The organism is Acinetobacter johnsonii, assembly GCF_048551975.1.
Taxonomy (GTDB): domain Bacteria; phylum Pseudomonadota; class Gammaproteobacteria; order Pseudomonadales; family Moraxellaceae; genus Acinetobacter; species Acinetobacter johnsonii_A.
Map to the genome: position 1 here is coordinate 18040 of NZ_JBIMCF010000019.1, position 15758 is coordinate 33797.

General features: G+C 43.5%; 12 protein-coding genes. 5 read left to right on the forward strand and 7 right to left on the reverse strand.

The genetic code is table 11. From position 1 onward, the window contains the following. Nucleotides 1-130 precede the first annotated feature (130 nt). Both ACG9ZB_RS12980 and ACG9ZB_RS12985 read left to right on the forward strand, forming a co-directional pair. The gene (locus ACG9ZB_RS12980; protein WP_419326141.1) at nucleotides 131-865 is read left to right on the forward strand and encodes a Bax inhibitor-1/YccA family membrane protein; all 735 of its coding nucleotides are present in this window, start codon (nucleotides 131-133) and stop codon (nucleotides 863-865) included. A gap of 144 nt (nucleotides 866-1009) precedes the next feature. Then, nucleotides 1010-1813: an enoyl-ACP reductase FabI gene (locus tag ACG9ZB_RS12985; protein ID WP_004697637.1), complete on the forward strand. Its 804-nt coding sequence runs from the start codon at nucleotides 1010-1012 to the stop codon at nucleotides 1811-1813. Between the two features lie 56 nt (nucleotides 1814-1869). Here the strand turns inward: ACG9ZB_RS12985 and ACG9ZB_RS12990 are convergent, their stop codons facing one another. The 7 genes from ACG9ZB_RS12990 to ACG9ZB_RS13020 all read right to left on the reverse strand — a co-directional run bounded on the left by ACG9ZB_RS12990 (nucleotide 1870) and on the right by ACG9ZB_RS13020 (nucleotide 11579). Next, nucleotides 1870-3276, reverse strand: coding sequence for an efflux transporter outer membrane subunit (locus ACG9ZB_RS12990; RefSeq protein ID WP_419326143.1), 1407 nt, complete (start codon nucleotides 3274-3276; stop codon nucleotides 1870-1872). 10 nt (nucleotides 3277-3286) lie between these two features. Then, on the reverse strand, nucleotides 3287-5278 hold the full coding sequence (locus ACG9ZB_RS12995; protein ID WP_333653794.1) for a MacB family efflux pump subunit: 1992 nt from the start codon (nucleotides 5276-5278) through the stop codon (nucleotides 3287-3289). 2 nt (nucleotides 5279-5280) lie between these two features. Then, nucleotides 5281-6615 carry a MacA family efflux pump subunit gene (locus ACG9ZB_RS13000; RefSeq protein ID WP_333653792.1) on the reverse strand — a complete coding sequence of 445 codons (1335 nt, stop codon included), beginning with the start codon at nucleotides 6613-6615 and terminating at the stop codon, nucleotides 5281-5283. A 115-nt stretch (nucleotides 6616-6730) separates the two neighbouring features. Continuing rightward, nucleotides 6731-7720: a DNA polymerase III subunit delta gene (holA, locus tag ACG9ZB_RS13005; RefSeq protein ID WP_333653790.1), complete on the reverse strand. Its 990-nt coding sequence runs from the start codon at nucleotides 7718-7720 to the stop codon at nucleotides 6731-6733. Nucleotides 7721-7732: 12 nt separating this feature from the next. Continuing rightward, entirely contained in the window at nucleotides 7733-8242 is a 510-nt protein-coding gene (lptE, locus tag ACG9ZB_RS13010) for an LPS assembly lipoprotein LptE (protein WP_062031226.1), read from the reverse strand. Between the two features lie 236 nt (nucleotides 8243-8478). Continuing rightward, the gene (leuS, locus tag ACG9ZB_RS13015; protein WP_419326145.1) at nucleotides 8479-11100 is read right to left on the reverse strand and encodes a leucine--tRNA ligase; all 2622 of its coding nucleotides are present in this window, start codon (nucleotides 11098-11100) and stop codon (nucleotides 8479-8481) included. 134 nt (nucleotides 11101-11234) lie between these two features. Next, nucleotides 11235-11579 (reverse strand): DUF4124 domain-containing protein, encoded by a 345-nt coding sequence (locus tag ACG9ZB_RS13020; protein ID WP_419326172.1) that lies wholly within the window; start codon nucleotides 11577-11579, stop codon nucleotides 11235-11237. Nucleotides 11580-12369: 790 nt separating this feature from the next. Between ACG9ZB_RS13020 and ACG9ZB_RS13025 the strand changes: the two genes are divergently transcribed. The 3 genes from ACG9ZB_RS13025 to ilvC all read left to right on the forward strand — a co-directional run bounded on the left by ACG9ZB_RS13025 (nucleotide 12370) and on the right by ilvC (nucleotide 15707). After that, nucleotides 12370-14097 carry an acetolactate synthase 3 large subunit gene (locus ACG9ZB_RS13025; protein WP_419326147.1) on the forward strand — a complete coding sequence of 576 codons (1728 nt, stop codon included), beginning with the start codon at nucleotides 12370-12372 and terminating at the stop codon, nucleotides 14095-14097. After that, the gene (gene ilvN, locus ACG9ZB_RS13030; protein WP_004697653.1) at nucleotides 14094-14585 is read left to right on the forward strand and encodes an acetolactate synthase small subunit; all 492 of its coding nucleotides are present in this window, start codon (nucleotides 14094-14096) and stop codon (nucleotides 14583-14585) included. Before ACG9ZB_RS13025 ends, ilvN begins: the two co-directional genes overlap by 4 nt. Before the next feature lie 105 nt (nucleotides 14586-14690). Continuing rightward, complete coding sequence (gene ilvC / locus ACG9ZB_RS13035; RefSeq protein ID WP_236770238.1) at nucleotides 14691-15707, forward strand: ketol-acid reductoisomerase; 1017 nt, start codon at nucleotides 14691-14693, stop codon at nucleotides 15705-15707. Nucleotides 15708-15758 lie beyond the last annotated feature (51 nt).

Sequence of the window (15758 nt, forward strand, 5' to 3'; positions counted from 1 at the left end):
TTTTATTGAAATCGAATAGAATAGAGCTGAGGGTGTTTGTGTAGAAAAAAGAAACACTTTTTTGCTATACAAGTTTAAAACAAGCTTTATGATAAAGTAAATTAATTAAATTATAACAAAGAGTTGAGTTATGCAAAGTAATAACCCTATTTTGAACCGCGTGGAAACACATGCGGACTATAGTCAACCGATGACTGTTCAGGGTGCTATTCAGAAGTCTGTATTACTTACAGTCATTGCAGCTGTGGTCGGTATGGCACTGTTTTTATACTGTTTCATGACCTTAAATATTTCGCTAGCCTATGCTGCAACCTTAGTCGGTGCGATTGGTGGTCTAATTTTAGGCCTAATTGCAACTTTTAAACCAAGTACCGCACGTACCCTTGCCATTCCGTATGCCTTGTTTGAAGGTGCTTTTTTAGGTGGGGTGTCGGTTATTTTTCAATTGAAATATCCGGGTGTCCCTTTACAAGCGCTGTTGGCAACTTTTGTCACCACTTTAGTGATGTTTGGTTTGTATCGTTTCCAAATTATTCGTGCCACTGAAAAATTCAAATCGGTAGTGATGTCGGCATCGATTGCCATCGCGATTGTGTTTGTGGTGCAGATGGTTATGCGTTTGGCTTTTGGTTCAAGCATTCCATTTTTATTTGAAAATAACTTGTTAGGTCTAGGTTTTGCCGCTTTTGTTGCAGTGATTGCATCACTGAACTTAATTCTAGATTTTGATTTGATTGAAAGTGCTGCGGCACAACACGCTCCTAAAGCGATGGAGTGGCTGTGTGGTATTGCACTACTAGCGACTCTGGTGTGGATGTATTATTCATTCCTGCGTCTACTCAGCATGCTGCGTGGTGACGACTAAGTTCCACGGTTTTAACAAATACGCCCCTTCATCGGGGCGTATTTGTTATTGAACGTTGATGAATTGAAAAAAGGCGCATTATGCAATTTCGGTTTCAACTTAAACTTGGCATTATGCAGATAAATTATTTTGAGTGAGAGTCACATGGCACAAGGACTATTGGCTGGAAAGCGTTTTTTAGTAGCGGGTATTGCAAGTAAATTATCAATCGCATTTGGTATTGCTCAAGCACTTCACCGTGAAGGCGCGGAACTTGCGTTTACCTATCCGAATGAAAAACTGAAAAAACGTGTAGATGAATTTGCAGCACAATTTGGCTCAACGATTGTTCTACCATGTGATGTGGCTGTCGATGCTGAAATTGAACAGACTTTTGTTGAGTTGGCAAAACACTGGGATGGTTTAGACGGTGTAGTACATTCGATTGGTTTTGCGCCTGCGCATACTTTAGATGGTGACTTTACCGATGTTACGGATCGTGATGGCTTTAAAGTAGCACATGACATCAGTGCATATAGCTTTATTGCTATGGCGCGTGCTGCGAAGCCATTACTTTTAGTTCGTCAAGGTTGCTTGTTGACCTTGACTTACCAAGGTTCTGAGCGTGTGATGCCAAACTACAATGTAATGGGTATGGCAAAGGCATCATTAGAAGCAGGCGTACGTTATTTGGCGTCAAGTTTAGGTGCAGAAGGGATTCGTGTGAATGCGATTTCAGCAGGCCCAATCCGTACTTTGGCGGCATCAGGTATTAAATCGTTCCGTAAAATGCTAGACGTCAACGAAAAAATTTCCCCACTTAAACGTAATGTGACCATTGAAGATGTCGGTAATGCTGCATTATTTCTTTGCTCACCTTGGGCAAATGGTATTACGGGTGAAATCATGTATGTTGATGCAGGTTTCAATACTGTAGGCATGAGCCCAGACTTGATGCTCGATGACTAATCGCTTAGTTGAAATGTAAAAAACGGCACATCATGTGCCGTTTTTTATTCTACTTTTTATTGAGGGAGCTGTTGAATCGGGCTACCGCCCAGTGCTTGCATCAAGGTCACATAAGCGTTGTATTGGCTTTGTTTGGTATTGACCAAGGTTAAGCGCGCAGTGCGCGTGGTTTCTTGTTGATCCAACAAGGTTTTTAAAGCAACAGCACCATAGCGATAGCGGACTTGGGTCAAACGTTCCACTTTCTCCGCAAGTTCTAAATTCCGCTGTTGCAATTGCACTTCTTGACTCAACTCAGTTCGTGCAGACAGGGCATTTTCTACATCGGCAAAGGCTTGGTACAAAGTCTGACGATATTGCACGATGGCTTTTTCATAGTCCAATTGACTAATCGCAAGGTCACGTTTCATGTCGTTATATTGCAAGAACGGCAGACTTAAACTCGCACCTAAGGTTAGGGCAGGGTTTTTGAGTAATTGCGTTAGCGAGGTACTGCTTGAACCAAGATTCCCAGTCAAACTGATCGAAGGATAATAACTCGCCGTGGTGGCATCTTTGGTGGCTAAACTCTCTCGTAAACGTAGCTCAGCCGCTTTTAAGTCTGGACGGCGCGACAAAATGTCGGCTGGTAAGCCCGCTGCAATAGTTGGTAAAGCTAAGCGTGGTAAACGCTTTGGTTCATCAATATTCAACTGCTGTACAGGCATATGCAGTAACACGGCAATTGCGGTACGGGTCTCGACCAGACTTTGCTGAATTTGACTCAGACTGGCTTTTTGACTTTGTACTGACTGTTCAGCTTGAGTTAAGTCCAGTCCTGATACAGCACCAGCTTGATACTGAACTTTCACCAAGTCATAGAGTTTTTGTGAGGTTGCAAGGCTTTGCTCAGCCGTTGTACGGCTTTCATTATAATAGGCCAACTGCCAATATAGCTTCGCCGTGGTGCCAATTAAGCTTTGAGCAGTGGCTTGTAAATCTTGCTCAGTTGCCAGTGCTTCCCATCGCTTTGCTTCAGTTTGACGAGCCAATTTACCAAATAAATCGACTTCATAACTTAAGCCAGCACCCAAAGACAGGCCACTTGAGCTGTCATTGCCTGAGTTTAAGTCAAACTGATGACCTGTAGATACCGTAGAGTTCACTCTTGGCTTTTGCTGATTTTCAGCCAGTTCTGCTTGTAAACGCGCTTGTTTTAAGGTCATCCCTGCAACGGCCAAATCGGCATTTTTTGCGAGTACAGCATCGACCAGTTGATTGAGTTGTGCATCACCAAATAGCGTCCACCATTGATCGGCATACAAGGCTTGTTGACGTTGTTGCGATGTTGCTTTGTCGTATTGAAACTGAGATGGCGTCTGTACCGCTGGCGCTTGATAAGGTGTTTTAACCACAGCTGCACAGCCAACCAACGTGCTGCCAAGCAGCATCGCGGTACAAAGGCGCGTTAATAAAAAAGGCATATTTTTTTCCTTATTCTCTGGCAAGTGCTGCAACAGGGTCGAGTTTGGCTGCATTTTTTGCAGGCAAGAAACCAAACACCACACCAATTAAAGTCGAGCATACAAATGCGGCGATAATCGAGGTGGTTGAGTAAGCAACCCCGAAATTATCTCCAGCAAATTTTTGAATGATTTGTCCTAGACCCAGCGAGAGCAACACGCCTAACACCCCACCAATCAGGCAGACTAAAATGGCTTCAATCAGGAACTGCTGCAAAATATCACTTTGACGCGCACCCACCGCCATCCGAACCCCAATTTCTTGCGTCCGTTCGGTCACTGAAACCAACATAATATTCATTACACCAATACCACCTACCACTAAAGAAATCACGGCAATTGCAGAAACCAACAGAGTCATGGTACTGGTAGTCTTTTCAATGGTTTGGCGAATACTGTCGCTGTTCATGGTGAACACATCTTGTTGACCATGGCGCAAGGTGAGCAAGTTCACAATTGCGTTTTCAGCCGCGCTAGTGGAGTACTTATCGTTGATTTGCACCACGATATTGCGCACATTACTTTGACCGAGCATACGACTCATGACTGTGGTATAGGGCATATAGACATTCAAAGTATCATCGGAACCCATGGCACTGGTTTGTGGTTCGACTACACCAATAATTCGTGCAGGGACACTGCCTAAAAGTACGACCTGCCCAATCGGACTGCTACCATCACTAAAAAACTGCTTTTGTGTGTTGGTGTCAATGACCACGTCTTGAGTACGGTCGCGGACACTTCGCTGGTCAAAGGTTTGTCCATTTTTGAAGGTCAGGCCTTTCACTGTGAAATAATCGCCACCGACACCATTAATGGTGGCATTGGCTTCACTTTGTTGATAGCGAATGGTTTTGGATGAACTCACCATTGGACTAACCGCACTCACATACGGTTGGGTGGCGAGCGCTTCAGCATCGGCAGGAACAAGAGTTTTAAAGTTGGCCGTTTTGGAGTTGTCACCAAAACCACGACCTTGGAACACCGTAATGGTGTTGGTTCCTAAGCTACTGATGTTACTTAAAATCTGTTGTTGTGATCCATTTCCTAAAGCCACTACTGTCACGACAGAGGCAATCCCGATAATAATGCCGAGCATGGTCAAAAAGGTTCGCATGCGGTGTGCATTCATTGACAAAAGTGCCATACGGAAGGCTTCACCTAAACGGTCGAGCAGAGAACGCCATGCGGAAACACTTTTATTTTTTTCTTGCTGGGCAGAAATCGCAGTTTCTGCATCAGGGTCGCTGTGTAGTTCAGTGTCATGCTCAGGTTGATTGGCACGGTCTGCAATGATTTTTCCATCGCTGATCTCGATAATCCGCGAAGCATTTTTCGCTACTTGCATATCGTGGGTGACCAAAATAATGGTATGGCCTGCGGCATTTAACTCACGCAAAATACGCATCACTTCCACGCCACTATGCGAGTCTAGGGCACCTGTTGGTTCGTCAGCGAGAATGACATCACCGCCATTCATCAACGCACGTGCAATCGAAACGCGTTGTTGCTGCCCCCCAGAAAGTTGACTTGGTCGGTTTTGAGTTTTATTGCCCAATCCCAATTCTGTCAGTAAAGCAGTGGCACGCTGTTTACGTGCATACGGTGTTGCCCCTGCATAAACAGCAGGGACTTCCACATTACCTTCTGCGGTTAAGTCGCCTAAAAGGTGGTAACGCTGGAAAATAAAACCAAAATATTCACGACGTAGTTCGGCCAACTGATCTGGTTCGAGTTTACCTGTTTCACGACCATTGACCTGATAACTTCCTGAGGTTGGGCGGTCGAGACAGCCCAAAATATTCATCAGGGTCGATTTACCTGAACCCGACTGGCCGACAATGGCAACCAATTCACCTTCGTAAATGGTCAGGTCAATGCCTTTGAGAATTTGGACAGTACTTTCGCCAGCTGGAAACTCTCGCACCAAATTGCTGACTTCAAGCAAGGCTTTTTTGGTCATGCTTACATTCCCATTGGTGGACTGTTGCGACGGCGGTTGCTGCTATTGGCAGAAGCGGCAGTATTCTCCGAACTGTCTGCAATCACGACTTGATCACCTTCTTTTAAACCCGCAAGTACTTGTGCATTGACGCGGTTATTAATCCCCACCAAAATTTGTTTGGGTTGAGCTGAGCCGTCCGCTTGTAAGACCCGAACCACGCTCAGCGTAGCTTTGCCTTCTTTAACCAATTGTTGTTGTGCTGCATTTAAATTTAGACGTTCAACACGTGGACCTTGAGTTCGGTCTGAGGCCGATTTGTTTTGTGTCGATGACGCTGCTTGCGTATTCGAACCGCTGTTCCGCGTTGCATTTGCAGGACGAGTTGAAATTGCAGAAGAAGGTATTAATAACGCATTTTTTGCAGAATCGAGCACGATGTAGACTTGTGCAGTCATATCAATACGTAACTTGCCATCGGGGTTAGGTACATCAAACAGAGCATTGTAGTAAATTGCGGTGCTGGTTGATGTGCTGGTGGTACTTTCATCGGTAATCGAGTCTGGTGCAGGCTCAACTTGACGTAGGCTAGCATAACGCTTGCTGTCATCACCTAAAGTGGTGAAATACACCTGTTGGCCTTTTTCAACTTTCATGATGTCCGCTTCACTGACCTGCGCCTTAATGGTCATGTTTTGCAATTTTGCAATTTTAACAATAGTCGGGGCACTTTGATTGGCGTTTACCGTTTGACCTTCCTCAGTTACGATCGCCACCACAGTACCGTCAGTCGGTGCCACAATGCGGGTATAACCGATATTGGTTTGCGCGGTCGACTTGGTTACTTTTGCAGATTCAATCTGTGCATCAATGGCTTTAATCTGTGCTTGTGCTGTTTTATAGCTGGCCTCAGCCGATTCTAATTCTGCTTTTGAGGTAGCATCTTGTGCATACATTTGCTGTTGACGCTTATATGCCAGTTGCGCCTCATTAAGACTGGCTTCTTGTTGTAGACGCTGCGCCTGCAAATTTTTAATATTGGCTTCTGCTGTTTTGAAGCTGTTTTCTTGGGTGGTTGAATCAATCTGCGCAATCAATTGACCTTGTTTAACTTCATCGCCCAGTTGCACATACATTTTCTGTACTTGACCTGAGACCTGTGCGCCGACACTTACCAGTTTGGTTGCATCTAAAGTACCTGTCGCCAATACCGTATTTTCAAGATCACCACGAGTGACGGATTCGCTAATATACTGTGGTTGTTCTTGTTTTGGTTTGAAATATGTCCACGCGACATAAGCAAGTACGGCAACACACAGTACCGCGATAACCATTTTGACAGCTTTTATTTTTTGCATTGGAATCAGGGAGTAAACAGAATTGCAGATAGTATAAAAGCGAAATACGGATAAATCGTGAATTTTTTGAACAAATAGAAATGATTATTATTTTTAAAAGACTCGTTGCGGTAATTTAAGCGGGAAAGAGTGACTTTCCACACAGCGTTGCAATGGCTTGCATCACGACATGTTCAGCATTTTCATGCCCTAAACCTTTAATCGAAGCATCAATGCGAAGCAGGAGACTGGGCCACGTTAAAAAGCACTGCGGGTTCAGTCGACGTAAGGCGTGTTGATAGACGCTGACTTTATTCTTCCAAATCCCCAGTTGTAGTGCATTTTGCGGTTGCTCAAACAGTTGCATGAGTAAACGCATTTCTTTACTGATACTCCACAAAATCAGACTGAGGGGTTCACCTGAGGCAATCAGGTATTGGTAAATTTTAATCGATTGCGCCAGATTGCCTTCGAGCAGAGCATCACTCAAATCGAAAGTACTATAGCGGGACTGGTCTTGTAAGCAGGCATGTAAATGATCAATCTGAATCAGCTCAACCTCGGCAAAGGTATCGCTGACACGCATTAAGCTATTTTTAGCTGCGAGTAAGTTGTGTTCATGGTGTTGTTCTAACCATTGCCATGCATCCTGACTCAGTTTAACCCCAAGCTTATCTGCTTCAATGCTTAAAATCTGCTGACGGTCACGCGGATAATTTGCGGTCAGGGCAACATGCACTCCATTGGCTTCAACCGTTTGGAAAAAGCCCGTTTTTAGGCTGGCGCTGTCCTGTTTTGGCATCACCACCAAAAGCAAGTTCTGTTCATTGTTTTGGATATAGCTTTTTAGCAACTTTAAAGCGTTAGCATCGGGCTTAATATTGCCATGGACTTCAATGGCAAGCTGACTTGAAAATAAGGACAAACTATTGAGTGCATTAAAGACATTTTTCCAGTCATTGACATTGCTAATGTCATGCCGTTGTCGTTCAATTTCTTGCTTTTGCCAACTTGCTCGAAACGCATCCAGTAAATTTTGCTCAAGCAATGGTTCTTGACCTTGCATAATCCACACGCCGCGAGCTTCATCGACACGTTTTAAGGCTTGCAAATAGTCAAGTTTCATTGTTAATAAACCTTACTGCTGTGCAGGTGGTAGACGGTTCGATGAAATCTGACGCACAATTTGCTGCGCGACATCATCCACGATGACTTGATTCAAATAGTTTTTCTCTTGGTCATCGGTGTTGACGGTTTCAACGTTGTATTGATAACTACGCGTTGCAACTACGGTCCGTGGTTCAGTGATTGGACGGCCTTGCGCATCTTCAATACGGAAGGTGACATTGAGGCGTAATAATACTTCAATCAGTTTACCGTTCAACTCTAAACGCTGCGGTTTATAATCTAGCACGCGAAGCACATAGGCATCTGAACCACTGCTCAGCTGTACACCCGACGCACCCAAATAAATGGCCAATTTTTCATGCAATTCATCGGTGTTCTTCGGAAGCACCAAATTCATTTTTGAATAAGCAATCGGTGTTGCGCTTGGATTGATGCCTTTCAAGTGAAAGCCACACCCGACCAAGCCCGCACTTAGGCCACAAGTTAAAACAATAGCTGCCAAACGTTTGCCTAAATGCATGTGTTGTCCTCTGTTTGCTCTTTTTGATAAAAGAAAAATAATATGCCGTGATTGTATGTGCAAAGCCCGTTGACTGGCAACGGGCTTTGTTTATCATTTTCAGTTCCTTCTCCCTTAGGGAGAAGGTTAGGATGAGGGGAGTTTACCTATCCCTAGCCCTCACTTGCAGAATTGTTTAAAGCAGTGCTTAAACAATTCTTCAGGAGAGGGAACTTAAGAAGGAGTTTTAAAGCTTTTTAAACCACCAAATTCACTAATTTATTTGGCACCACAATTTCTTTCTTGGTTGGACCTGTCAAGAATTGTTGAACTTCTGGCAAGGCTTTAGCCAATGCAAGCAATTCATCTTTCGATGTATCGACAGACACTTCTAATTTGCCACGCAGTTTACCATTCACTTGAACCACAATCGTTTGCGTATTACGTGTGAGTGCAGATTCGTCTACAGTCGGGAACAACACGCTGGTTAAGTCCAGTCCGAATTCAGCTAATAGAGTCTGGCTTAAATGTGGTGCAAATGGTGCAAGTAAAGTTAAAAGCGTTGTAATCGATTCACGAGCAACCGCAACATCATTATCATTTTTCGCTTCAAATTTATTGTTCGCATTTAATAGTTCCATCATCGCTGCAATAGCCGTGTTAAAGGCATGGCGACGTTCGATGTCATCACCCACTTTTTGAATGGTTTCATGCGTTTTACGACGTAAGTCTTGTGCTTCTGTAGACAGTTGAGCAGTATCAATTGCAGAGGCTGCATTACCTTTTTCAAGGAAGCTGGCAACCAAACGCCATACACGTTTCAAGAAACGGTTTGCGCCTTCCACACCTGCATCAGACCATTCGAGTGATTGATCTGGTGGAGCTGCAAACATCATGAACACACGTGCCGTATCTGCACCGTACTGATCAATAATAGCTTGTGGGTCGATACCGTTATTTTTCGATTTCGACATTTTCTCTTGGCCACCAACAATTACGTCCTGACCATCACCTTGGTATTTCGCAGACAGAATACGCCCTTTTTCATCACGTTCGAGGTCGATATCTGCAGGGTTAAACCAAGTTTTCTTGCCTGATTCAGCTTCACGGTAATAAGTGTCTGCCAAAACCATACCTTGAGTTAACAGATTGGTAAATGGTTCATTACCTTGTACTACACCTTCATCACGCATCAATTTGTGGAAGAAGCGTGCATAAAGTAAGTGCAGAATCGCGTGTTCAACACCACCGATGTATTGATTTACTGGAAGCCATGTTTGAGCAGCTTCAGGTTTAACTAAACCATCAGTAAAATCAGGAGATGCATAACGTGCATAGTACCAAGATGACTCTACAAAGGTATCTAAAGTATCAGTTTCACGACGCGCATCACCACCACAGCTTGGGCAAGTGGTTTGATAAAACTCAGGCATCTTGTTCAATGGGTTACCCGAGCCATCAGGTACGACATCAGTCGGTAAGACCACTGGAAGTTGCTCTTCAGGTACAGGAACCTGACCACATTTTTCACAGTTGATCATTGGAATTGGACAACCCCAATAACGCTGACGAGATACACCCCAGTCACGTAAACGGAATTGAACTTTAGAACTTGCCAGGCCTGTTGGTTCTAATTTAGCAAGAAATGCATCGTATGCACCCTGAAAATCTAAACCGTCAAATTCAGCAGAATTGACCAATTTACCCTCTTTAGAGCCGTACCATTCTTGCCATTGAGTCGCATCAAAGTCAGCATCATCTGCGCCTTGAGCATCAATCACTTGTTTGATGGTTAAGCCGTATTTATTGGCAAATTCAAAATCACGTTCGTCGTGTGCAGGTACAGCCATCACTGCGCCAGAGCCATAAGACATCAACACGTAGTTGGCAATCCAAACAGGAATGTCTTCGCCAGTAACAGGATGCTTCACAGACAGACCTGTTGCCATGCCTTTCTTTTCAGCAGTGGCAAGGTCAGCTTCAGCCACAGAACCCATACGGCATTCTTCAATAAATGCTTTAAGTTCAGTATTATTTTCCGCAGCTTTCAGCGCCATTGGATGTTCTGCTGCAACTGCAACATAAGTCACACCCATTAAGGTGTCAGCACGTGTGGTGAATACAGTAAGGCCGTCTGCGTAAATTTCAGGATTCGCTGAAGGGAAGGTGATATCCATTCCTTGTGAGCGACCAATCCAGTTTCGTTGCATGGTCAAGACTTGCTGTGGCCAACCATCTTTTAAGGTATCTAAATCGTCTAATAATTCTTGTGCATAGTCGGTAATGCGGAAGTAATACATTGGAATATCACGTTTTTCAACCAATGCACCTGAACGCCAGCCACGACCATTTTCAACTTGTTCATTGGCTAAAACTGTCTGATCTACAGGGTCCCAGTTCACAGTTGAAAGCTTACGATAGATCAAGCCTTTTTTGTACAGTTGTACGAACAACCACTGTTCCCAGCGGTAGTACTCAGGGGTACAAGTTGCAAATTCACGATCCCAATCGACGGATAGACCTAATTTTTTTAATTGGTCACGCATATATGCGATGTTTTCAAAGGTCCATTTCGCAGGTGCAACTTGGTGTGCAATCGCAGCGTTTTCAGCAGGTAAACCAAAAGCATCCCAACCCATAGGTTGCAAGACAGTTTCCCCTTTGAGACGGTGGAAACGGCTGATGACATCACCAATAGTGTAGTTACGTACATGACCCATATGCAGTTTGCCACTTGGATAAGGAAACATCGAAAGGATATAACGACGTGGACCTTCTACAGAGTCGGCAACTTTAAAGGCTTTACGAGCTTCCCAGTCTTGTTGGACGGTAGGTTCAATCGCGCTCGCTTGATATTCAGGGTCAATGTGAGTAGTCATATACGTATGTAGAACAATGGTTAAAAAGTTTGTTGCACAGCATAGCGCAAAATGCACCTAAAAGTGAATTTTGCGCTATGTTTTGTGCAGGAAATTAAACAAGCTGAAAATAAATCTGGAACCGTACGGAATGATTAAACCGCAGGGCGGACTTGTTGGCCTTGTTGAAGTGCTTCATTCGCTTCACGTCGTTGATTTTCTAAATCAACCGCTGGTGCTGGGGCAGCACTTGGTACAGCATTGGGGGGAGTTGGTACGGTATTTGGCATATTGGCAGGTGGAGGTGCTTCCGATGAAGCAGCTGGTGGCGAATTTTTCCAACCATAGGTATCGACTTTGCCTTTTTTCTTTGCTGTTTTGGGTGGAGGTGTCGTGGTGTAATGTGTCGAGCCTTGGCTATCAACCCACTTATAATACGTCTTGGCAAAGCTTTGTGTACTGCCCATTGCAAGCGCCATCCCCACCAAACATGCTGCCATTTTTGCAAACTGAATACTCATCTACCATTGTCCTTTTTATATCCGGAGTCATTGGATTTTATCGGGTTTATCGTTGTCGTTATTTTATGCTAATTTGAGAATAATAAGCAGTGTTTGATGCATTTTTCATCTGAGTTTTTTGAAATATTTTGCAGGTCAAATCCTCAGTTTAATGCGTGAAATATGCGTCATGGCACAGTATGAAAATCAGAAGGTTGTGCTAAAAACTGATGAGCAAATGCTGATCTATATTTAAAACTGAAAAAATCTGAGAGAGATGTTGGATTTAAATTTGGGTGAATATCTTATTAAACTTATTTATGGGTTTTATTATGTTTTTTTATTAATAAATTCAGTGAAATAGAAATCTATTTGTTTTTGCACTAAAAAACCAAGAAAAAGTGGCTCAGTTTTCTTTGTCCGCGATGAATAAAAAATAAACGCTCTGTAAATAAACAAAAAAAAGCTAATTTTTAAACTTGACTTTAGTCACGAAACTCCTAAAAATGCTGTCTTTAGTTTTATATGCCTTTACTCGATCACCCTTCGATAAAGTGTCATTTCATGCAATGGACACGCTTTCTAGCCGAGACCGTGAACAAAGTAAAAAAATGTGTTTATCCCAACACGTTTTAGATCTCATATTGCTCAAACAGCATACAGATCAGAATTTTTTCCTATTGCTATGAAAACTAAGAAATATGTGTGCTATAACAGTGCAGACAATCAATGAATGAAACACTGCTGGTGCCTTCCACCATTGCAGTGATAAAGATTAGGGTGAATCACGTTGGAACTTTTATCTGGTGGTGAAATGCTCGTTCGCGCATTGGCGGACGAAGGCGTTGAACATGTATTTGGATATCCAGGCGGCGCAGTTTTACATATCTACGACGCGTTCTTTCAACAAGACAAAATCAATCATTACCTCGTGCGCCATGAACAAGCTGCTGGCCATATGGCAGATGCTTACTCACGCGTAACAGGTAAGACGGGTGTGGTCCTCGTGACTTCAGGTCCGGGTGCAACCAATACTGTGACTCCAATTGCAACGGCTTATATGGACTCAATCCCAATGGTGATTTTGTCTGGTCAGGTTGCGTCACATTTAATTGGTGAAGATGCATTCCAAGAAACAGATATGGTCGGTATTTCTCGTCCGATCGTAAAACATAGTTTCCAAGTGCGCCATGCCAGCGAAATTCCTTCGATTATTAAGAAGGCATTTTATATTGCATCTTCTGGTCGTCCGGGTCCAGTTGTGGTCGATATTCCAAAAGATGCAACCAATCCTGCTGAGAAATTTGCTTACGAATACCCAGAAAAAGTGAAGATGCGTTCGTATCAACCGCCGCATCGTGGTCACTCAGGTCAAATTCGTAAAGCGATTGAAGAGCTGATTCACGCTAAACGTCCTGTGATTTATACTGGCGGTGGTGTGGTTCAAGGTAATGCTTCTGCACAATTGACTGAACTGGCACATATTTTGGGCTTCCCAGTGACCAATACCTTAATGGGGCTTGGTGCATTCCCAGGTAATGATCCACAGTTTATTGGTATGTTGGGTATGCATGGTACCTATGAAGCCAATATGACCATGCACAATGCTGATGTGATTTTGTGTATCGGTGCGCGTTTCGATGACCGTGTAACCAATAATCCAGCAAAATTCTGTCCAAATGCCAAAGTGATTCATATTGATATCGACCCTGCGACGATTTCGAAAACCATCATGGCGCATATCCCGATCGTGGGTGCGGTAGAACCTGTCCTTCAAGAAATGTTGACACAATTGAAACAAATGAATGTGTCTAAACCAAATCCTGAAGATATCGCTGCTTGGTGGGCGCAAATCAATGAATGGCGTAAAGTTCATGGCATGCGATATGAGTCTGGTGCAAACGGCGTAATGAAACCACAACAAGTGGTCGAAGCGTTGGATAAAATCACCAATGGTGATGCGATCATTACTTCTGACGTAGGTCAGCATCAAATGTTTGGTGCGAACTATTACAAGTATAAACGTCCACGCCAATGGATTAACTCAGGTGGCCTAGGGACCATGGGTGTTGGTTTACCCTATGCGATGGCGGCGAAATTGGCTTTCCCTGACCAACAAGTAGTGTGTATCACGGGTGAAGCATCCATCCAGATGTGTATCCAAGAGCTTTCGACGTGTAAGCAATATGGCCTAAACGTAAAAATCCTCTGCTTGAATAACCAAGCTTTAGGAATGGTGAAGCAGTGGCAAGATATGAACTATGAAGGACGTCATTCAAGTTCTTATGTAGATTCATTGCCTGACTTCCCTAAATTGATGGAAGCGTATGGTCATGTAGGTATTCAGATTAACCATGCCGATGAGCTTGAGTCTAAGCTTGCAGAAGCAATGGCAATCAACGATAAATGCGTATTTATTAATGTGATGGTTGACCGTACAGAGCATGTTTATCCAATGCTTATCGCAGGTCAGTCAATGCAAGATATGTGGTTAGGTAAAGGGGAGCGCACGTCATGAGACACATTATCTCTGTACTTGTAGAAAACGAAGCTGGTGCGCTTTCTCGTTTGGTGGGTTTATTCTCTCAACGTGGTTATAACATTGAGACTTTAAACGTTGCGCCAACCGAAGATCCGACTTTATCTCGTTTGACATTAACGACTTATGGCGATGACCATAAAATTGAACAAATCACCAAACAGCTCAACAAATTGGTTGAAGTGGTGAAAGTGGTTGATTTGTCTGAAGGTGCGCACATTGAACGTGAGTTGATGTTGATTAAAGTTAAATCACTTGGCTCTGCACGTGCTGAAATCAAACGAACTGCGGACATTTTCCGTGCGCAAATTGTTGATGTCACCCCAACGACGTATACCATTCAAATCGCGGGTACGACTGAAAAAATTGATGGTTTTATTGATGCACTCGCAGAGAACACCATCCTTGAAGTTGTACGCTCAGGTGTTTCAGGCATCGCACGTGGCGAAAAAGTTTTAACCATTTAATTAATTAACACGATTCAACCTCCTTTTGAGAAAGAGGAGGGTTTCATCAAACAATAAACCCCTTGATGGAATTACAGAATACCAAGCATTTTAGCGGAGACAGCAATGCAAATTTTTTACGATAAAGACTGCGACTTATCTATCATCCAATCTAAGAAAGTAGCAATCATTGGTTACGGTTCACAAGGTCACGCACACGCGCTTAACCTTAAAGATTCTGGTGTAGACGTAACTGTAGGCTTACGCGCTGGTTCTACTTCTTGGAAAAAAGCTGAAAATTCAGGTCTTAAAGTTGCTGAAGTTCCTGCTGCAGTTGCTCAAGCTGACGTTGTCATGATCTTGACTCCAGATGAGTTCCAATCACAACTTTATCGTGACGTGATCGAGCCAAATATCAAAGAAGGTGCAACGTTAGCATTTGCTCACGGTTTCTCTGTTCTTTATAACCAAGTGGTTCCACGTGCTGATTTAGACGTGATCATGGTTGCTCCAAAAGCACCAGGTCATACAGTACGTTCTGAATACCAACGTGGTTCAGGTGTTCCTGACTTAATCGCGATTCATCAAGATGCGTCTGGTAATGCACGCAACGTAGCACTTTCTTATGCTTCTGGTGTAGGTGGTGGTCGTACAGGTATTATCGAGACTTCATTCCGTGAAGAAACTGAAACTGACCTATTTGGTGAGCAAGCAGTTCTTTGTGGTGGTGCGGTAGAACTTGTGAAAATGGGCTTCGAAACTTTGGTAGAAGCAGGTTATGCACCTGAAATGGCTTACTTCGAATGCTTACACGAACTTAAGTTAATCGTTGACTTGATGTTTGAAGGTGGTATCGCGGACATGAACTATTCAGTATCTAACAATGCTGAATACGGTGAATATGTGACTGGTACTGAAGTAATCAACGAACAGTCTCGTGAAGCAATGCGTAATGCATTGAAACGTATCCAATCTGGTGAATATGCGAAAATGTTCATTCAAGAAGGTGCATTAAACTACCCATCTATGACTGCTCGCCGCCGTCAAAATGCTGCGCATGGTATCGAAGTAACAGGTAATAAACTTCGTGCAATGATGCCGTGGATTCAAGCGAACAAAATCGTTGATAAAGAGAAGAATTAATTTCTCGAATCAATTGATTTGAATGCGAAAACCCACTCTATTTGAGTGGGT